Source organism: Salinispora pacifica CNR114 (assembly GCF_000514775.1).
Classification (GTDB): Bacteria; Actinomycetota; Actinomycetes; order Mycobacteriales; family Micromonosporaceae; genus Micromonospora; species Micromonospora pacifica.
The window spans coordinates 146,907-164,605 of record NZ_AZWO01000004.1 but is presented as its reverse complement, the minus strand read 5'-3'; the positions used below and the strand labels follow the sequence as shown (position 1 = coordinate 164,605).

General features: G+C 69.5%; 17 protein-coding genes and 1 riboswitch. Of the genes, 8 read left to right on the top strand and 9 right to left on the bottom strand.

Features of this window, described 5'->3' with window-relative positions; all coding sequences use genetic code 11:
* Positions 1 to 163: 163 nt before the first annotated feature.
* Both B118_RS0102955 and B118_RS0102950 read right to left on the bottom strand, forming a co-directional pair.
* The gene (locus tag B118_RS0102955; RefSeq protein WP_018219398.1) at positions 164 to 1,303 is read right to left on the bottom strand and encodes an acyl-CoA dehydrogenase family protein; all 1,140 of its coding nucleotides are present in this window, start codon (positions 1,301 to 1,303) and stop codon (positions 164 to 166) included.
* Positions 1,300 to 2,505, bottom strand: coding sequence for an acyl-CoA dehydrogenase family protein (locus B118_RS0102950; protein WP_018810523.1), 1,206 nt, complete (start codon positions 2,503 to 2,505; stop codon positions 1,300 to 1,302). The genes B118_RS0102955 and B118_RS0102950 overlap by 4 nt, the downstream gene beginning before the upstream one ends.
* Before the next feature lie 58 nt (positions 2,506 to 2,563).
* Here B118_RS0102950 and B118_RS0102945 point away from each other — a divergent pair, with 58 nt between their 5' ends.
* Positions 2,564 to 3,697 (top strand): acetyl-CoA C-acetyltransferase, encoded by a 1,134-nt coding sequence (locus B118_RS0102945; protein ID WP_018219400.1) that lies wholly within the window; start codon positions 2,564 to 2,566, stop codon positions 3,695 to 3,697.
* Here B118_RS0102945 and B118_RS0102940 read toward each other — a convergent pair.
* From B118_RS0102940 to B118_RS0102925, 4 genes are read right to left on the bottom strand one after another with little or no spacing between them, the layout of a single operon-like run.
* Positions 3,681 to 4,742: an NAD(P)H-dependent flavin oxidoreductase gene (locus B118_RS0102940; RefSeq protein WP_028192346.1), complete on the bottom strand. Its 1,062-nt coding sequence runs from the start codon at positions 4,740 to 4,742 to the stop codon at positions 3,681 to 3,683. The genes B118_RS0102945 and B118_RS0102940 overlap by 17 nt on opposite strands.
* A gap of 52 nt (positions 4,743 to 4,794) precedes the next feature.
* On the bottom strand, positions 4,795 to 5,526 hold the full coding sequence (locus B118_RS0102935) for a CoA-transferase subunit beta (RefSeq protein ID WP_028192345.1): 732 nt from the start codon (positions 5,524 to 5,526) through the stop codon (positions 4,795 to 4,797).
* A complete protein-coding gene (locus B118_RS0102930) occupies positions 5,523 to 6,365 on the bottom strand; it encodes a CoA transferase subunit A (protein WP_018810527.1) in 843 nt (280 codons plus the stop codon). The genes B118_RS0102935 and B118_RS0102930 overlap by 4 nt, the downstream gene beginning before the upstream one ends.
* 29 nt (positions 6,366 to 6,394) lie before the next feature.
* A complete protein-coding gene (locus B118_RS0102925) occupies positions 6,395 to 7,141 on the bottom strand; it encodes an enoyl-CoA hydratase family protein (protein ID WP_018219404.1) in 747 nt (248 codons plus the stop codon).
* Between the two features lie 252 nt (positions 7,142 to 7,393).
* Here B118_RS0102925 and B118_RS0102920 point away from each other — a divergent pair, with 252 nt between their 5' ends.
* Positions 7,394 to 8,902 (top strand): aldehyde dehydrogenase family protein, encoded by a 1,509-nt coding sequence (locus B118_RS0102920; protein WP_028185164.1) that lies wholly within the window; start codon positions 7,394 to 7,396, stop codon positions 8,900 to 8,902.
* 162 nt (positions 8,903 to 9,064) lie between these two features.
* Here B118_RS0102920 and B118_RS0102915 read toward each other — a convergent pair whose 3' ends face one another.
* Together B118_RS0102915 and B118_RS0102910 are read right to left on the bottom strand one after the other, a co-directional pair.
* Entirely contained in the window at positions 9,065 to 9,991 is a 927-nt protein-coding gene (locus B118_RS0102915) for an SDR family NAD(P)-dependent oxidoreductase (RefSeq protein ID WP_018827162.1), read from the bottom strand.
* Positions 9,992 to 10,066: 75 nt separating this feature from the next.
* Positions 10,067 to 10,741: a TetR/AcrR family transcriptional regulator gene (locus B118_RS0102910; protein ID WP_018219407.1), complete on the bottom strand. Its 675-nt coding sequence runs from the start codon at positions 10,739 to 10,741 to the stop codon at positions 10,067 to 10,069.
* A gap of 100 nt (positions 10,742 to 10,841) precedes the next feature.
* Here B118_RS0102910 and B118_RS0102905 point away from each other — a divergent pair, with 100 nt between their 5' ends.
* Positions 10,842 to 11,933, top strand: coding sequence for a Zn-dependent alcohol dehydrogenase (locus tag B118_RS0102905; RefSeq protein WP_018219408.1), 1,092 nt, complete (start codon positions 10,842 to 10,844; stop codon positions 11,931 to 11,933).
* A 105-nt stretch (positions 11,934 to 12,038) separates the two neighbouring features.
* On the opposite strand, the gene B118_RS0102900 is transcribed toward B118_RS0102905, so the two are convergent.
* Positions 12,039 to 13,064: an LLM class F420-dependent oxidoreductase gene (locus B118_RS0102900; protein WP_018219409.1), complete on the bottom strand. Its 1,026-nt coding sequence runs from the start codon at positions 13,062 to 13,064 to the stop codon at positions 12,039 to 12,041.
* A 238-nt stretch (positions 13,065 to 13,302) separates the two neighbouring features.
* Between B118_RS0102900 and B118_RS0102895 the strand changes: the two genes are divergently transcribed.
* The 5 genes from B118_RS0102895 to B118_RS0102875 all read left to right on the top strand — a co-directional run bounded on the left by B118_RS0102895 (position 13,303) and on the right by B118_RS0102875 (position 17,698).
* Positions 13,303 to 13,866, top strand: coding sequence for a PadR family transcriptional regulator (locus B118_RS0102895; RefSeq protein ID WP_018219410.1), 564 nt, complete (start codon positions 13,303 to 13,305; stop codon positions 13,864 to 13,866).
* 130 nt (positions 13,867 to 13,996) lie between these two features.
* Positions 13,997 to 15,589, top strand: coding sequence for a radical SAM protein (locus B118_RS0102890; protein WP_018219411.1), 1,593 nt, complete (start codon positions 13,997 to 13,999; stop codon positions 15,587 to 15,589).
* On the top strand, positions 15,586 to 16,398 hold the full coding sequence (locus B118_RS0102885; protein WP_028192344.1) for a class I SAM-dependent methyltransferase: 813 nt from the start codon (positions 15,586 to 15,588) through the stop codon (positions 16,396 to 16,398). The genes B118_RS0102890 and B118_RS0102885 overlap by 4 nt, the downstream gene beginning before the upstream one ends.
* A 104-nt stretch (positions 16,399 to 16,502) precedes the next feature.
* Positions 16,503 to 16,674: riboswitch (cobalamin riboswitch) on the top strand.
* 29 nt (positions 16,675 to 16,703) lie between these two features.
* Positions 16,704 to 17,384, top strand: a complete 681-nt coding sequence (locus B118_RS0102880) for an energy-coupling factor ABC transporter permease (protein WP_018219413.1) — start codon at positions 16,704 to 16,706, stop codon at positions 17,382 to 17,384.
* Positions 17,381 to 17,698 carry an energy-coupling factor ABC transporter substrate-binding protein gene (locus B118_RS0102875; RefSeq protein WP_018219414.1) on the top strand — a complete coding sequence of 106 codons (318 nt, stop codon included), beginning with the start codon at positions 17,381 to 17,383 and terminating at the stop codon, positions 17,696 to 17,698. Before B118_RS0102880 ends, B118_RS0102875 begins: the two co-directional genes overlap by 4 nt.
* Position 17,699 lies beyond the last annotated feature (1 nt).

The following is a 17,699-nucleotide window of genomic DNA, read 5'->3' as shown; positions in this document are numbered from 1 at the left end:
AGTTCGGAGGGGGAGTGGCTTTCGGGTCTGCGTCGAAGGCCCCGTGCACCAGCTCCCATTAAATCCATGTATGTCAATCTATGGTGTACTCTCTGCGCCGTCAACGTCCCGGGGTCAGACCCGCGAGGCGGTTGGTGGGGCCCGCCGGGGCACCCGCTGGGGTTCAGCCGGCGGGGGGCGCCGCACCGGCTGAGCCGTCCTGGTCTTCCAGCTCGGTCGAGGTGAGGGCGGCCCCGATCGCCCGTAGTTGGGCGGTGGCACCGCCCAACCGGAACTCGTGGTGCTTCGCGGCGAGAAAGTAGCGGTGCAGCTGGTGGTCAAGGTCGATTCCTACGCCACCGTGGAGGTGGACGGCGGTGTGCGCGACCCGGTGTCCGGCCTCGGCGGCCCAGAACTTGGCCGTCGCCACCTCGGTCGGGCAGGGTAGCCCTTCGGCGAGCCGCCAAGCCGCCTGCCAGAGCGTGAGCCGGATCGCCTCGACATCGATGTAGGTGTCGGCGAGCCGCTGCGCCACCGCCTGGAAGGTGCCGATCGGGCGACCGAACTGGACCCGGTTGCGGACGTACTCCGCGGTCAACTCCAGCGCCCGCTCGGTCACCCCGAGCTGGAGAGCGCAGGACCCGATGGTGGCCCGGGTGGTGAGCCAGGCGGCGATGGCGCCGCCGTCCGCGACGGTGCCGAGCAGCCGGTCGTCGGGAAGGGCCACCCGGGCCAGGTCCAGCCAGCCGGCCCCCTCGCCCCCCGCCACCTGCTGCGGCTCCACGGTGACCCCGGGGTCGTCGGGGCAGACGAGGAAGACCACGGTCCGACGGCCGAACTTGGCCGGGACCAGCACCAGGTCGGCGTCCGGCGCGGCCGGCACGGTCGTCTTCGTCCCGGTCAACACCCAACGGCCGGCGACGCGTTCGGCACCCACCTCGCCCTCCGCGAGGGCGGCGGTCAGGACCATGGTCCCTTCCCGAGCTGGAGTGACCCACCGAGTGACCTGCTGGTCGTCACCGAAGGTGGCCAGTCCGGCTGCCGCCGTCACGATGCTGGACAGGTAGGGCACGGGAGCGACGCTCCGGCCCACCTCGATCAGAACGCCGCACTGCTCCATCAGGCCGAGCCCGTCACCGCCCGCCCGGTGGGGCAGTGCGGCGGCGAGCACCCCCGCCGTGGCGAGCTCCCGCCAGAGTGGTCGGTCCAGCCAGGTGTCCTTCGCCTCGAGGTCCCGGAGCCGGTCCGTGGTGACCTGGTCGGTGAGGATCTGCCGGGTCAGCCGGGCGAGGTCGCGGTGGCTCTCGCTTGGGGCGAATCTCATGACCACTCCTGCGGTTGGGTGCGCCGACGGGCCGCTGGCAGACCCAGGCCGACGGTGGCGATAATGTCTCGCTGCACCTCGTTGGTGCCGCCGCCGAAGGTGAGGATCAGGGCGGAGCGGTGCAATGCCTCCACCCGCCCGCGCAGCAAGGCGCCGCGGGACCCCTGCCGTATCGCCGCGTTCGTGCCGAGCACCTCCATGAGCAACCGGTACGCTTCGATGGCGAATTCGGTCCCGTAGACCTTGGTAGCCGAGGCGGCGGCCGGGTCGAGGCCGTTGGCTGACTCGGCGGCGAGTCGCCAGTTGTAGACCTTGAGGAACTCGGCCTTGGCGTGCACCCGGGCCAGGTGTAGCTGGACCCACTCCTGGTCGATGACCCGTTTCCCGCGCGACAGGGTGGTGGTGCGGGCCCAGTCCCGCACCTCCCGTAACGCGTGTCGGATCGGGGCGGCTGAGGTGAGCGCGACCCGCTCGTGGTTGAGCTGGTTGGTGATCAGCGGCCAGCCCTGGTTTTCCGCGCCCACCAGTGCCGAGCGCGGTACCCGGACGTCGGTGTAGTACGTGGCGCTGGTGGTCGGCCCGGCGACGGTGCGCACCGGAGTCCACGAGAAGCCCGGCGAGTCGGTCGGCACGATGAGGATTGACAGATCCTCGTGCTGGGGGGCCTCCGGCGCCGTGCGACAGGCCAGCCAGACGTAGTCCGCGTACTGGATGAGGCTGGTCCACATCTTTTGGCCGTTGACCAGATAGGTCTCACCGTCGCGTACCGCGGTGGTGCGTAGGGCGGCCAGGTCGGTGCCCGCCTCCGGCTCGGAGTAGCCGATCGAGAAGTGCAGCTCGCCGGCGGCGATCCGGGGCAGGTACTCGGCGCGTTGTCGCTCGGTGCCGAAGCGCATCAGCGTCGGTCCGATGGTGTTGAGGGTCAGGAACGGAACCGGCACCCCCGCGACCGCCGCCTCGTCGGTGAAGATGAGTTGATCCAGCATGGACCGGTCACCACCGCCGTACTTCCGGGGCCAGCCGAGCGTCAGCCAGCCATCCTGGCCCAGGCGTCGCACGATGTCGCGGTAGACCTTGCCGTCTCCATACTCACCATCGGTCATGGCGAGCGCCTCGCGGACTTCGGGGCTCATCAGCTCAGCGAAGTACGCGCGCAGGCGGGAACGGAGTTGTTGTTGTTCGACCGAGTAGGAGAGGTGCATAGCGCTGCCCCATTCGGCTAGATTTAGAACGCGTTCTAGCATAACGGAGGAGGCCTGAATGAGCGAGGCATACCTTGTCGACGCGGTGCGTAGCCCGGTGGGGCGGCGCGGTGGTGGGTTGGCCGGGGTGCACCCCGCAGACCTCGGCGGTCAGGTCATCGCGTCCCTACTGGACCGGGTGGGGGTTGACCCGGCCACGATTGACGACGTCGTCCTCGGCTGCGTGGACACCCTCGGGCCCCAGTCCGGTGACATCGCCCGGACGGCTTGGCTGGCGGCTGGCCTACCGGAGGAGGTGCCCGGGGTTACCGTCGACCGACAGTGTGGCTCGTCCCAACAGGCGGTGCACTTCGCCGCCCAGGCTGTTCTGGCCGGCACCGCAGACCTGGTGGTCGCCGGTGGGGTGCAGAGCATGAGTCAGGTGCCGATCGCGAGTGCGATGGCCCCACACGGCCCGTACGCCGGCTCCGTCGGGTGGGCGGCTCGCTATGGCGAGGAAGAGATCTCCCAGTTCCGCAGCGCAGACCTCATCGCCGCCCGATGGGGGATCACTCGTCCCGAGCTGGAACAGTACGCGTTGCTCAGTCACCAGCGGGCGGTCCGCGCCCGGGAGGCGGGACGGTTCGCCGCTGAGATCGTGCCCTGCGCCGGCTGCACGGTCGACGAGTGCCCGCGACCGGATACCTCCCTGGCAGCGATGGCCACCCTTGCCCCACTACGTCCCGACGGGACGACCACGGCGGCTCTCGCCAGCCAACTCGCCGACGCGGCCAGCGTCGTGCTGGTCGCCTCCGAGCGGGGACTTCGGGTGCACGGGCTGTCGCCCCGGGCCCGCGTCCACCATCTCAGCGCCCGGGGCGACGACCCGGTGCTGATGTTGACCGCGCCGATCCGGGCAACTGAGGTCGCATTGCGGCGGGCCGGGATGACGCTCGACCAGATTGACCTGATCGAGATCAACGAGGCGTTCGCCAGCGTAGTGCTCGCCTGGCTGCGCGAAACCGGTGCGGAGCTGGAACGGGTCAATGTCAACGGTGGGGCGATCGCCCTTGGGCATCCGCTCGGTGCGACCGGCGCACGGCTGATGACCACCCTGCTGCACGAGCTGGATCGCTCCGGCGGCCGGTACGGGTTGCAGACGATGTGCGAGGGGGGTGGCCAGGCGAACGTCACCGTCATTGAGCGGTTGTAAGCCGGCCGAGGCAGCCATCTGCCTCGGCCATGATCCGGTCGATGAGCTCCGCGCACGAGGGCAGGTCGTTGATGAGCCCCACCACCTGCCCGGCAGACATCACCCCGAGGTCGGCCCGGCCGTCCACCATCGCCGCCCGGAGGAGGACCGGGGTGTTGGCGGCCATCAGGGTCTGGGACCAGGAGAGTTCGCGGCTGTGTCGGGTGGAGAGACCATCCTGAATCAGCGTCGACCAGGGCATTGCGGTGTGTCGGCGCAGCGCGAGGGCCCGCCCGAGCGCGCTGGCCAGGGTGCGGATCCGGCCCGATCGTTCGAGCCGGTCCACGAACCGGGTCCGGAGAACCCGGTGCGGTACGCCGTCGACCCGCGTGGTGACCACCGTGTCGGTGGGGCCGCTGTCGAGATAGGTTTGTTTCACCGCTGATCCGACCGGGCTGTCGCTGGTCAACAGGAACCGGGTACCCATGGCGATTCCCGCCGCCCCGTAGGCGAGGGCCGAGACCAGGCCGCGGCCGTCGAAGAAGCCACCCGCCGCGACCACCGGAATGTCGACCGCGTCCACCACCTGGGGCAGGAGCAGGCTGGTGGGCACCGTCCCCGTGTGCCCACCACCTTCGCCCCCCTGAACCAGGACGGCGTCCGCCCCCCAGCCGGCCACCTTCTCCGCGTGCCGGAGGGCGCCGACGGACGGGATGGTGATGACCCCGGCGTCGCGGAGTTGACGGATGAGGTCGCGGCGCGGTGCGAGCGCGAACGAGACGACCCGAACCGACTCCGCGATGACCAACTCGACCCGCTCCCGCACGTCCGTCGCGTCTGCGCGCAGGTTGACGCCGAACGGCGCGGAGGTACACCGACGCACCTGGTGGATCGCGGAGCGCAACTCGTCGAGGTTCATCGTGGCCGAGGCGATGATGCCGAGGCCGCCGGCCCGGGCTGTCGCCGCGGTCAACCCGGCACCGGAGACATAGCCCATGCCGGTCTGGACGATGGGGTACCGGACGCCGACCAACTCAGTCAACTGGGTGCGCAGTGCCGGGTGCATGGTGGGCTCCCTGTCGTTGCCGGGCAGGAACGGCCGGACGGGCGTCGGGGATTCACCGCTCCAGCTCGTGATCTCGTAACCCAGCCGGATCCAGTCGATCGCGGATGAGTCGCAGCTCGTGATCGCTGGGGATCCTGGTCTCCGGTAGTTGATCCGGCAGCTGCACCGGGAAGCCGGTCGCGGCCACGACCTCGTCCACGCTGACGCCGGGGTGTACCGAGCGCAACCGCATCCCCCGATCTGGTGACCGGAAGTCGAGGACCGCCTTGTCCGTCACCACCATCCGGATCTCGTGGAACCGGTTGCCCGGGGGACCGAGGGCGGCGGCCCGGTCGTAGCCGATGCCGGAGACCATGTCGACCCGGTCCACGAAGACGCGCCGACTGTGGCGGGGCACCCAGTAGCTGGTGGGATGGTTGATGGTGTTCCCCGGGGCGCCGCGCACCCCCAGCAACTGGGCGGTGGGCTGTGCCCAGGAGCCGATGCAGGAGATGTTCTGGTTGCCGTGCCGGTCCAGCTGGCTGGCCCCCATCATCACGTGGCGACGACCGGCGGCGGCGATACCGAGCACCGCGCGGTAGGGCAGCCACCCCTCGGCCCCGTCGTCGCCGACCAACGCGGCCTCGCCGTCGCTGAGCACCAGGTCGGGAGCGAAGGTGCAGCGGGCCAACTGGGCGCCCAACCGGGGGATCAGTCCGATCCCGCTGGCCAGGATCTCGCCATCGTCCCGCCACGCCTCGGCGCAGGCGACGATGCAGACCTCGACGCGGCTGGCCCCGGTCACGACACGGCTCGCTGGTAGTGGGCCTCATCCACATCGAGGTAGCGAGCCCGGAACCGGCTCCAGGCCTGCGGGCTGGCAGCGGATTCCGCGTACTCACGCTGGAACGCCTCGTCGCGGTCGTAGTCCGGCACGCAGCTGGTGAAGTGCGCGCCATGTGGGGTCTCGAGGACGCCGTTGACCATCATGCGACTGACCAGGAGGCTCTGTGCCGGACCGCCGGAGCGCAGCTCGGCCGGGTCGACCAACCGCTCGCAGGAGATGAAGCTCCGGGCGGCGGCGAGGCAGAAGAGGTCGTCGAAGTACGGGTCCGGACCCAGGTACTGCCCATTGCCCTGGCGGTCGGCCCGGTTCAGGTGTACGAACGCGACATCCAGGGTGAGGGCCGGCATCGCCACCAGCTCCTCGCCGTCGGAGTAGGGGGACCGCACGGTACGGAGCTCGGGGTTCACCCGCAGGACATCGGAGCCCAGCCCGGCGCGGATCGGCAGGTAGGGAAGCCGCCGTGCGGCGGCGAGCAGCCCCCAGTGCAGCATTCCCTCGTCCAACTCGGTCAGCTCGACGGTACCCAGCTGCCGGGCTCGTCGAAAGTGGGGCTCGAGGGGGATGCTGTCGAGGGAGACGAACCCGGTCACCACTCGCCGCACCCGCCCCGCCGCCACCAACAGGCCGATGTCAGGTCCGCCATAGGACACGATGGTGAGATCGGTCAGGGCGGACCGGGCGATGGCCCGAACCAGCGCCATCGGCTTCCGTCGTGAGCCCCAACCTCCGATGCCGATCGTCATACCGGAGCGCAGCTCGCCGACCACCTCCGCGATGCTCATTACCTTGTCGGCCATGGGTCAGGCCACCCTCCCTCGTCGGTCCGTCAGTGCTTGCCTCGGTCGAAGAAGCTCTGTCTGGCCCGGTCGGACACGCCCGCGAGGTTCAGTTCGTAGGTGAAGCCCTGCTCGTAGCGGTAGGACCGGCGGAGGTCAATAGGGTCGATCCCGTTGAGGGACTCCTTTGCCCGGCGAATGATGACCGGGTCCTTGGCCGCGATCTCCTCGGCCACCCGGCGAGCCGTGGCCGCCAGTCGTTCCCGTGGCACCACGTCGAGCACCGACCCGAAGTCCCGCAGCTGGGGCGCGGTGATCTGTCGGCAGGTGTAGACCATCGCCCGCATGAGCTGCTGCGGCACCAGTCGGGACAGGTGTGTCGCTGCGCCCAAGGCACCCCGGTCCACCTCCGGTAGCCCGAAGGTGGCATCGTCGGCGGCCACCACGATGTCGGCGGTGCCGGCGAGGCCGACACCGCCGCCGAGGCAGAACCCGTGGACGGCTGCCACGACCGGCACCGGACACTCGTAGACGGCGGCGAAGGCGGCATAGCAGCCCCGGTTGACCCCGATCAGCGCCGCGTGGTCGGTGCTGTGCTGGAGTTCCTTGAGGTCCACACCGGCACAGAAACCTCGCCCCTCGGCGCTGAGGATCACGGCCGACGTGGTGGGGCTGGCCGCAGCGGTGTGGATGGCATCGGCCAGTGCGAACCAGTCGTCGCTAGCCAGGGCGTTGACCGGGGGGATGGCGATGACCACCTCGCTGATCCGTTCGTCGCCGCGAATGTCGATGCCCATCGTTGACTTCCTCCAGCTCCACCGGATGCTCCGGAACGGAGGCCACCGCATGCTCCGCAACGGATAGCGACACGCGTGGCCATCCCCGAACGCCGTCCACACCGCCGTGCTACCTAGCGCTTGCTTGGCAGAATCTATCACGAAGCCGAGCTGTGTATCGATGCCTGACCCGGAGCCTGGCAGTGCACACGGGTTCGGCGTATCCTGCCGAGAAATAGAACGAGTTATACCTGGTCGGCTGTGGAGGTGGGCATGGTTCTCTCGATTAGGGCACGACGGGACGCGGTGGGACTGACCCGGGGGGAACTGCTCCTTGCCGGTGACTGGCGGCCGTCGCGGGACGACCGGACGTGGGTGCACCTACATCCGGCGACGGGTGAGGAGGTGGGGGAGTTCGCGGTCGCGGACGGCGCCGACGTGGACACCGCCGTCCGAGCCGCCCGAACCGCATTCGACGAGGGGCCCTGGCCCCACAGCCGGGCGAAGGAGCGCATCCGGGTGCTGCGGCGGACCGCTGACCTCATCCGGGAGCACGCCGATGAACTGCTTGCGCTCCAGGCGCTCGACAACAGCGTTCCGTTGAGCTTTGGCGACGCCTATGCGGTGTCGGCCGAGTGCGCGGCCGACATTTTTGATCACCACGCGGGCTGGGTCGACAAACTGGCTGGTGAAACGCTGTCGCCCTACCAGGGGGGTGATCACATGGTGTTCACCCTGCGCGAGCCGATCGGGGTGGTGGCGGCGGTCATCCCATGGAATGCGCCCCTCCTGCTGGCGGCGCAGAAGCTCGCGCCGGCGTTGGCCACCGGGTGCACCGTGGTGCTGAAGCCGTCGGAGTACGCGACCTTCGCCGTACTGCGACTGGTGCGGATTCTAGAGGAGGCGGGCGTACCGCCGGGTGTGCTCAATGTGGTGACCGGGCCCGGGGAGACCACCGGCGAGGCGCTGGTCACCCACCCGCTGGTAGACAAGATCACCTTTACCGGTAGCCGTGCGGTCGGCCGGCGCATCCTGCATGCGGCGGCGGACAGGATCACCAGGGTGAGTCTGGAACTCGGGGGAAAGAGCCCGTCGATTGTCTTCGCCGATGCCGACATCTACGCCGCAGCGGCACTGACCATGGGAACGGTCACGGTGGGCCTGTCGGGCCAGGTCTGCGTGGCCCATACCCGCGCGCTGGTCCAGCGGGAGGTCTACGACGACTTCCTGTCAGTCGCCGCCGGTGCAACCGCCCTGGTGAACTACGGAGATCCCTTCGACGCCGAGACCACCGCCTCGCCGCTGATCAACCCGCGGCAGCTGGACCGGGTGCTCGGCTATGTCGGGAAGGGGCAGGCGGAGGGGGCCCGCCTGGTCTGCGGCGGTGAACGGGTTGGCGGAGAGCTGGCTGCCGGCAACTTCGTGACGCCGGCACTCTTCGCCGACGTGACCAGCGACATGGCCATCGCCCGGGAGGAGATCTTCGGCCCGGTGCTCGGGGTGACGCCGTTCACCGACGAACAGGAGGCGGTACGCCTGGCGAACGACACCGATTACGGACTCGCCGCCACGGTGTGGACCAGCGATGTGAAGCGGGCCATGCGGCTGACCCGAGCCGTGCGAGCCGGAACCGTCGGCGTCAATGGTTACCAGGTAGAGCCGCACGCGGCCTTCGGCGGATTCGGCCAGTCCGGTCTCGGTCGGGAGGGCGGGCGCGGCTCGGCGGAGTCATTCACCGAGGTGAAGACCGTCCTCCTGCCTACCACGGATGAGCTCATGTAGGGGGCGGGCGTCGTCGCCGACCCGGTGGGGTGTCCTGACCGGTGACCGGTGACCGGTGACCGGTGACCGGTGACCGGTGACCGGCGGCCGGCGGCAGTTGCTGCGGCGGGAGGCGGCGGCGAAACCGTCGGTCGCCGCCGCTCTGCCGCACCCCTGGGTTGGCTACCGGCCCTCGCCGAACGTGGTCGCCGCCAGCGGCAGGGTGGCCTCGCAGGCGTAGCCCGCTCCGGAGGCCTGCTCGCCGAAGAGAGGTCCCAGGGCGTCGTGGAGGGCGGTGGGCGACCAGGACTCGCCATTGGTGTGGAAACTTGCCCGCACGGTGGGTGGGGCCAGCACCGCGGCCACGCCCCCGTGGATCACGAAGACCTCGCCGTTGATCGGATCTCCGGCCGGACTGGCGAGATACCGCACGAGCGGCGCGACGTGCGTCGGGGACAACGGATCGGTCGCGTCCTTGGGGGAGGGTCCCATGAGCTCGCTGGTCATCGCCGTGCGCGCCCGTGGGCAGATGGCGTTGGCCCGGACACCGTACCGGGCGCAGCTCCGCGCGGTCGCGACGGTGAGCGCCACAACGCCGGCTTTCGCGGCGGCGTAGTTTGGCTGGCCGGGCGAGCCGAGCAGGAAGGCCTCGGAGGAGGTGTTGATGATCCGGCCGTAGGCCGGGGTGCCGAGCGCCTTGCTGCGTTCGCGCCAGTAGGCGGTGGCGAAGCGGGTGGTGACGAAGTGGCCTCGCAGGTGCACCCGTAGGACGAGGTCCCACTCCTGCGCCGACATCGTGAAGACCATTCGATCGCGGAGGACGCCGGCGTTGTTGACCAGGATGTCCAGCCGGCCGTACGTGTCGAGGGCGGCGTTCAGGAGGGACTCACCGGTGGACCAGTCGCCGATGTCACCCGTGCACACCGTCGCCTCGCCGCCCGCCGCCGCGATTTCGGCGGCCACCGCCGTGACGGCGTCGCCGGGAAGGTCGTTGAGGATGAGCCGGGCTCCGCCTGCCGCCAGCTCGAGGGCTTCTGCGCGCCCCAAACCGTTACCCGCCCCGGTCACGATCGCGACCGTGCCATCCAGTGTGAACTGCTGATCTGTCATTGGTGCTCCCTCGTCCGCGGGCAGTCGGTGGCTCCGCCGGGCACATTGGTGACCAATCGCTTGCTTGGGAGCGTATCAGCTTCTCGTTGGCTTCGCCCGAGGAGAGCGGCCGGCCGGTGACCCCCCAGCCGACCTGCTCTCCGGGGCGAGAATGCCGTCGAAGATCAGGCGAAGGACCGCGTCGGCGATCTGGTCGGCAGTCCAGCCGTTGCTACCGTTCTGCCCCCACCGTGTCGGTATCCATAACACGTCTCGCAGTAGTCGGTAGGTCAGCTTGGCGTCCAGATCGGAGCGGAAAAGTCCGCTCTGCTTTCCCCGCTCCAACTGGTCCACCCACAGGTGCTCGATCTCCCGGGTGGCGTCGCGCAGATAGTCGAAGCGGGGTACGGCACGGAAGTGGTTCCAGTCGTTCTGCAGCATGGTCAGGGCGGCGCGGTGTCGAGCCAGCGTCGCCGCGCTGGAGCGTACGAACTGCTCGATCGTGCGGCGTGGGTCGTCCGTGTCGGCGACTGCCTCGCGGTAGCCGGTGAGCACCTCGTTGAGGAAACCGGAGAGGAGTTCGTCCCCGATCGACTCCTTGGAGTCGAAGTGGTGGTAGAGGCTGCCGGAGAGGATGCCGGCCGCGTCGGCGATCTCCCGCACGGTGGTGGCTCGGAAGCCCTTCTCGGCGAACAGTTCCCCGGCCAGGCGTACGAGGTGGGTGCGACGCTCCGAGGGCAGGCCCGCGCTGCTGGCTTTCTTTGTGGTCACGGGTCGAATTATGCCGGTCGCCCCGGCTGCGCCCCAGCCGCTTGCCCGGGCCCTTGTCGACCCCTAGGCTAGAACAGGTTTCACTTTCGGAGGTGATTTCGTGCGCGCGGCGATCTTTCACACGGTGGGTGACGACAAAGTCGAGATTCGCGATGACGTGACGGTGCTCGGGCCGGGCGCGGGGGAGGTCCGGATCCGGGTTCGAGCGGCCGGGGTGTGTCACTCCGACCGCTCAACGCGCGAGGGGGTGCTGCCACACCCGATGCCCGTGGTGCTGGGGCACGAGGCATCCGGCGACGTCGTCGCGGTCGGCGATGGCGTGGACGACCTGGCCGAGGGGGACCGGGTCGTGGTCAACTGGCTACCCGCGTGTGGGTCCTGCCCCTCCTGCGCGCGCGGAGAGCCCTACCTGTGCTTGACCAGTGTGCTGGCCGGCTACGCCCAGCCGCGCTTCCTGGCCGGCGAGACCCCGGTCTTCGCGATGGCCGGGTGTGGCGCCTTCGCCGAAGAGATCGTTATTCCCCGGGCCGGCGCCGTGAAGGTGGCCCCCGATGTGCCGTACGAGGTGGCCGCGCTGGTCGGCTGTGGCGTGATGACCGGCGTCGGCGCCGTGATCAACACGGCCCGGGTCGAGCCCGGTGCCGCCGTCGCGGTGATCGGCTGCGGCGGCGTGGGTATTGCTGCGATCCAGGGCGCGCGGCTCGCCGGTGCCGCCGTCATCGTCGCGGTCGACACGGTCGAGGCCAAACAGCAGACCGCGTTGCGCTTCGGGGCAACCCACGGGTGTGGCCCGGAGGTTTTGGGTGAGCTGTCAGCTCAGCTCACCGATGGCGAGGGATTCGACACCGTCTTCGACGTGGTGGCGGTGCCGCAGACGCTGCGTGCGGCGTGGACTGCGGCACGTCGGGGTGGGGCGGTGGTGGTCGTGGGCGCCGGTCGCTCCGATCAGCAGGTCGCCTTCAGTCCCTTCGAGCTGTTGTTCGAGGGGAAGAGCATCACTTCCTCGCTCTACGGTGCGTCGCAGGCGCCGCGAGACTTTGACCGGATGTTTGACCTCTGGCGGGCCGGTCGACTCGACCTGAGTGCGATGATCACGCACCGGCTGCGGCTGGAGGAGGTCGGGGACGCCCTCGCCGCTCTCGGTCGCGGGGACGTGATTCGGCAGGTCATCTGTTACGACGGTGTCAGTTGACCGTCAGTGTGGATTGACTTCGTGACTCCGGTGGCCCACCGCCGCGGCGGCGCGGGCCGCAGTCAGGTGGGCCAACCGGGGTCGGGTGATCGGTTGGACGGGTGCTCAGCCCACCACGTCAGCGATCTGGCGTAGCTGCTGGGCATTGCCCTGGACAAGCAGCGTGGTGACCACGGTCTCGCGCCACCGCTGCAACTCGTCGCGGACCTTGGCGACCGGGCCGATCAGGGCGATGTCCTCCACCAGCGCGGTCGGCACGGCGGCGATGGCCCGCTTCTTGTCGCCCGCCAGGTACGCCTCGGTGATCACCTCGCACTCCTTCTCGTAGCCGAGGCGGGCGAAGACATCCCGGTGGAAGTTGACTGACTTGGCTCCCATGCCGCCCACGTAGAGCGCGACGAAGGGTCGGAGCCGGTCCGCCGCCCGCTCGATGTCGTCGTGGACGACGATCGGTACGGTCGCGGCGACCTCGAATGTGTCGAGGTCGCGGCGGGCGCCGGGGCGGGCGAAGCCCTCGGCCAGCGCGGCCCGATAGAAGCTGTCCGCCTTGGGGGAGAAGAATATCGGGAGCCAGCCATCGGCGATCTCGGCGGCCAGGGCGACGTTCTTCGGCCCCTCGGCGCCGAGGAAGATCGGGATGTCGGCGCGCAGCGGGTGGACGGTGGACTTCAGCGGCTTACCCAGCCCGGTGCCGCCGGGATGCGGTAGTTGGAAGAAGTCACCGTCGTACGTGACCGGCTCGGACCGGGCGAGGACGGCACGGATGATTTCGATGTACTCCCGGGTGCGGGCCAGCGGACGCGGGTACGGCTGGCCGTACCACCCCTCCACGACCTGCGGGCCGGAGACGCCGAGCCCGAGGACGAAGCGGCCGCCGGAGAGGTGGTCGAGGGTGAGCGCGGCCATCGCCGCGGCGGTCGGAGTACGGGCCGACATCTGCATGATGTTGGTGCCCAGGCGGACGGTGGAGGTGCTCGCTCCCCACCACGCCAGTGGGGTGAGGCAGTCCGATCCGTATGCCTCGGCGGCCCAGACGGAGTCGAAGCCGAGTCGGTCGGCCTCGGCGATGGCCGCGGTGACGCCCTCGGGCGGCCCGGAGGACCAGTAGCCGGTCGTGTAGCCAAGCTTCATGGGGGTGTCCTTCCAGGTGCCCGGGAGTCCCGGGTGCGGGAGAAGCCGGTGGTGCCGTCTCGTTCGGCGTGGTGACGGTCGGCAGGGTGCCGGTGGGCAGGATCGACGGTCGGGAGGACTGCCGCCGGTATTCCTCAACAGGAATAGTCATATCACTGAGTATGGTTCGGGGGAAGGGTCGGTGACGCGGTGCTGGCCCGCCAAGACTCTGTCCTCACCCGGAGCGGGAGGTGTGGCGATGGCGCTGCGGCACGCGGTGTTGGCGGTGCTGCTCGATGGGGAGTACAGCGGCTACCAGCTAGCCAAAATCTTCGATGTTTCCTGCTCCAACTTCTGGTACGCGGTACCCCAGCAGCTCTACGCCGAGTTGACCAAGCTGGAACGGGCGGGGTTGATCACCGGTCGCCAGGTGATCCAGCACGACCGCCCCAACAAGCGGCTGTTCACGGTCACCCCCGCCGGCCTCGCCGAACTGGCCACCTTCGCCGCCGTGCCGTCGAAGCCGTCGTCGATCCGGGAGGACCTGCTCGTCATGGTCCAGGCCGTGGACCGACTCGACCCGGCACCGGTCATCGCCCAGCTTGAGGAGCGGGCGGTCATCGCCGCCGCCAAGGTGGAACTCTTCGACCGGATGCTCCGGCAACTGCGCGGTGACCTGACCGAGGAGATGTTCCTGCGCGAGAGCAACCGGATCGGGCCGTACCTCACCTGCCTGCGGGGGCGTCGCTTCGAGCAGGAAAATCGCGAGTGGTGTGTCCAGGTGGCGGCCCTGCTCCGCGCTCGTGCTCCAGTATCGCGCTGACCCGCCAGCGCCGGGTTGCCCCCGCCCGGCCACCAGCACGCGGCGGGGCGTCGCCGGTCGGTCAGCCACGCCGGGCGGTATTCGACCAAGCCGGCGTGCCGGGGCAGTGTGGCGTGGAATGGTGAGAGCCATGAAGCGGGACCGGGACGAGGTGTTCGTCGAGTACACAAAGTCGATCTGCCCGGTCTGCAAGGTCGTTGTCGACGGACAGGTCAACCTCCGCGACGACAAGGTCTACCTGCGTAAGCGCTGTCCGGAGCACGGCCAGTTCGAGGCGTTGGTGTACGGCGACGCGCGGATGTATCTCGACAGCGCCCGATTCAACAAGCCCGGCACGATCCCGTTGACCTTCCAGACCGAGGTGCGCGACGGCTGCCCGGCGGACTGTGGGCTGTGTCCGGAACACAAGCAGCACGCCTGTCTGGGCATTATCGAGGTCAACACCGGCTGTAACCTCGACTGCCCGATCTGCTTCGCCGACTCCGGCCACCAGCCCGACGGGTACGCCATCAGCCTCGAGCAATGTGAGCGGATGCTCGACGTCTTCGTGGCGAGTGAGGGCGAGGCCGAGGTGGTGATGTTCTCCGGCGGAGAGCCCACCATCCACCGGCAGATCCTGGACTTCGTGGACGCCGCACAGGCCCGTCCGATTCAGGCGGTCAACCTGAACACCAACGGAATCCGGCTCGCCAGCGACCGGGCGTTCGTGGCAGCGCTCGGCGAGCGCAACCGTCCCGGCCGCGCGGTCAACATCTACCTGCAGTTCGATGGGTTCGACGAGCGAACACACCGGGAGATCCGGGGTCGGGACCTGCGTGGGATCAAGCAGCGCGCGTTGGACAACTGCGCCGAGGTCGGCCTGACCGTCACCCTGGTCGCCGCGGTGGAACGGGGGCTCAACGAGCACGAACTCGGCGCCATCATCAGCCACGGCCTGGCGCACCCGGCGGTGCGGAGCGTCTCGTTCCAACCGGTCACCCACTCCGGCCGACACACGCCCTTCGACCCGCTGACCCGGCTGACCAACTCCGACATCATTCACCTCGTCGCGCGGCAGCGGCCCGACTGGTTCCGGGCCGAGGACTTCTTCCCGGTGCCGTGCTGCTTCCCGACCTGCCGGTCGATCACCTATCTGCTCACCTCGGGCACGCCCGGCACCGAGGAATTCGCGGTGGTGCCGATTCCCCGGCTGCTGGATGTGGCGGACCACCTCGACTACGTCACCAATCGGGTGGTGCCGGACCCCGCTGTCCGGGAAGCGTTGGAGAAGCTGTGGTCGGCGTCGGCATTCATGGGCACCGACACGACCAACGTGCGCCTCGCCCAGACCGCCGCGGCGCTGGACTGTGCCGACGCCTGTGGTGTCAACCTACCCGAGGCGGTGGCGAACCTGACCGACCGAGCCTTCATGATCGTGATCCAGGACTTCCAGGACCCGTACACCCTCAATGTGCGGCAGCTGATGAAGTGTTGCGTCGAGGAGATCACTCCGGACGGCAGACTGATCCCGTTCTGCGCCTACAACTCGGTCGGCTACCGGGAACAGGTCCGCGAGCAGATGTCCGGGGTGCCGGTCGCCGACGTGGTGCCCAACGCACTCGCACTCCGCTCGATGATCACTGACTCTCCGTACGGGTCGAAGGTCGCCCAGCACCCCGACGGCGTCGCCGCCGTACGGCGGGTGGCGCGGGACGCCACCAACGTCGGGCGGCGGATCCGGTGACAAGGAGTGAGCCCGCGGCGGATCCGAAGGGCTGCTGCGCCGCGGTCTACGGTTCGGACCTGCTCGCCCTGCTCCTCGGCGAGGCGTACCATCCCGGCGGGGCGTCGCTGACCCGCCGACTCGCCGCCCGACTAGCGCTGGCCAGCGGGGAACGCGTACTCGATGTGGCGAGCGGACGGGGTACCAGCGCGCTGCTGCTGGCAGCCGAGTACGGCTGCACGGTGACCGGTGTGGACCTCGCCGGCCCCAACGTCGAGGCGGCTACCCGGGTGACCCGGTCCGTTGGGCTCGCCGACCAGGTGCGGTTCCGGCGGGGAGACGCCGAGCGGCTCGCTGTCGACTCGCACTCGGTGGACGTGGTGGTCTGCGAATGCGCCTTCTGCACCTTCCCCGACAAGCCCACCGCAGCGGGGGAACTGGCCCGGGTGCTGGTCCCGGGCGGTCAACTCGGGTTGGCCGATGTGGTCGCCGTCCCCGACCGGCTGCCCCCCGAGTTGACCGGGTTGGGAGCGTGGATCGCCTGCGTTGCCGATGCGCGTCCCCTCGATGAGTACGTCGCCCTGCTGGCTGGCGCGGGGTTGACGACAACCCACACCGAACGGCACGACTCTGCGGTCACCACGATGATCGACCAGATCGAGGCGCGCCTGACCGTGCTGCGGCTGACCGCCGCGGATCAGGCGGCGGAGCTCGGCCTGGACTTCGCCCGGGCCCCGGCGGTCTTGGCCGCGGCCCGGGCCGCGGTCGCCGACGGTGTGCTCGGCTACGCCCTCCTGACCGCCAGGAAACCGGGCTCTGGCCCGGGCTGAAGCTCCCGGCCCGTGGGCCCAGCGTGGCGTCCGATTCGCCGCAGCCGGCGGAGACGCGTAGCGATTGGCGCGAATCAACAGCTTGCCGTCCGGGCGGGTGCCCGATAGCCTCTCGCCGTCAAGGTGCACGGGAAGCCGGTGGAAGACCGGCGCGGCCCTCGCCACTGTGACCGGGTAGTGATCTCTGACTGTGCCACTGGGCCCCACCAGGCCTGGGAAGGCTGGAGTGAACGTCGATCCGGAAGCCAGGAGACCGGCCTTGACACGGATCTCATCCACGAGGTGCTGGAAGGGAAGGTCGTTCGATGCATATCGCCGAGGGGTATCTCCCTCCGGAACAAGCGGCGGCGTGGTTCGTCGTGTCCGCACCATTCGTCGTCCACGGGAGCCGGGCCCTGGTCCGGCAGGTCCGTGCAGATCCAGACTCGAAACTGCTGCTCGGGGCGGCCGGTGCCTTCACCTTCGCACTGTCCGCATTGAAGATCCCGTCGGTGACCGGGTCGAGTTCCCACCCGACCGGCACCGGGCTGGGGGCGGTGCTGTTCCGACCGCCGGTGATGAGCGTGCTGGGCGGCATCGTGCTGCTGTTCCAGGCGCTGCTGCTGGCCCACGGCGGGCTGAGCACGTTGGGCGCGAACATCTTCTCGATGGCGATCGTCGGCCCGTGGGTGGCGTATGGGAGCTACACCGTGGTCCGTCGCGCTGGCGGCGGACTGGGTCCGGCGGTGTTCGCCGCTGCGGCCCTGGGCAGCCTGGCGACGTACGGTGTCACCGTCGCCCAGCTGGCCCTGGCGTTCCCCGACCCGGTCTCCGGCGTCGGCGGTGCGCTGGCGAAGTTCGGCGGGATCTTCGCCGTGACCCAGATTCCGTTGGCGATCAGCGAGGGACTACTGACCGTTCTGGTGGTCCGCCTGCTGAGTCGGACCAGCGGGGACGACCTGCGTCGGCTCGGCCTGCTGCGCCCGGCGGCGGAGGTACGGGCATGAGGCGCTTCTCCTGGGTGAACCTGCTGTTGCTGCTCGCGGTGCTACTCCTGGCGGTGGTGCCGCTGGCGCTCGGCCTCGGGTCGGGGGAGGAGCCCTTCTCCGGCGCGGACGCCGTCGCCGAGCAGGCCATCGTGGACGACCACCCGGACTACCAGCCGTGGTTCTCGCCGATCTACGAGCCGCCGTCGGCCGAGCTGGAGTCGGCGTTCTTCGCCCTTCAGGCCGCGCTCGGCGCCGGCCTGCTCGGCTACTACTTCGGTGTTGCCCGGACCCGGCAGCGGCAGCGCGACGCCGTCGATCGGCAGCGCGGTTAGC

What these genes read in the sequence shown, in the direction of transcription:
- B118_RS0102900 (WP_018219409.1), bottom strand. Translation starts at nt 13,064, where the DNA reads ATGAAGCTTGGCTACACGACCGGCTACTGGTCCTCCGGGCCGCCCGAG.
- B118_RS0102895 (WP_018219410.1), top strand. Translation starts at nt 13,303, where the DNA reads ATGGCGCTGCGGCACGCGGTGTTGGCGGTGCTGCTCGATGGGGAGTAC.
- B118_RS0102920 (WP_028185164.1), top strand. Translation starts at nt 7,394, where the DNA reads ATGGTTCTCTCGATTAGGGCACGACGGGACGCGGTGGGACTGACCCGG.
- B118_RS0102875 (WP_018219414.1), top strand. Translation starts at nt 17,381, where the DNA reads ATGAGGCGCTTCTCCTGGGTGAACCTGCTGTTGCTGCTCGCGGTGCTA.
- B118_RS0102940 (WP_028192346.1), bottom strand. Translation starts at nt 4,742, where the DNA reads ATGCACCCGGCACTGCGCACCCAGTTGACTGAGTTGGTCGGCGTCCGG.
- B118_RS0102950 (WP_018810523.1), bottom strand. Translation starts at nt 2,505, where the DNA reads ATGCACCTCTCCTACTCGGTCGAACAACAACAACTCCGTTCCCGCCTG.
- B118_RS0102955 (WP_018219398.1), bottom strand. Translation starts at nt 1,303, where the DNA reads ATGAGATTCGCCCCAAGCGAGAGCCACCGCGACCTCGCCCGGCTGACC.
- B118_RS0102930 (WP_018810527.1), bottom strand. Translation starts at nt 6,365, where the DNA reads ATGGCCGACAAGGTAATGAGCATCGCGGAGGTGGTCGGCGAGCTGCGC.
- B118_RS0102925 (WP_018219404.1), bottom strand. Translation starts at nt 7,141, where the DNA reads ATGGGCATCGACATTCGCGGCGACGAACGGATCAGCGAGGTGGTCATC.
- B118_RS0102880 (WP_018219413.1), top strand. Translation starts at nt 16,704, where the DNA reads ATGCATATCGCCGAGGGGTATCTCCCTCCGGAACAAGCGGCGGCGTGG.
- B118_RS0102915 (WP_018827162.1), bottom strand. Translation starts at nt 9,991, where the DNA reads ATGACAGATCAGCAGTTCACACTGGATGGCACGGTCGCGATCGTGACC.
- B118_RS0102945 (WP_018219400.1), top strand. Translation starts at nt 2,564, where the DNA reads ATGAGCGAGGCATACCTTGTCGACGCGGTGCGTAGCCCGGTGGGGCGG.
- B118_RS0102890 (WP_018219411.1), top strand. Translation starts at nt 13,997, where the DNA reads ATGAAGCGGGACCGGGACGAGGTGTTCGTCGAGTACACAAAGTCGATC.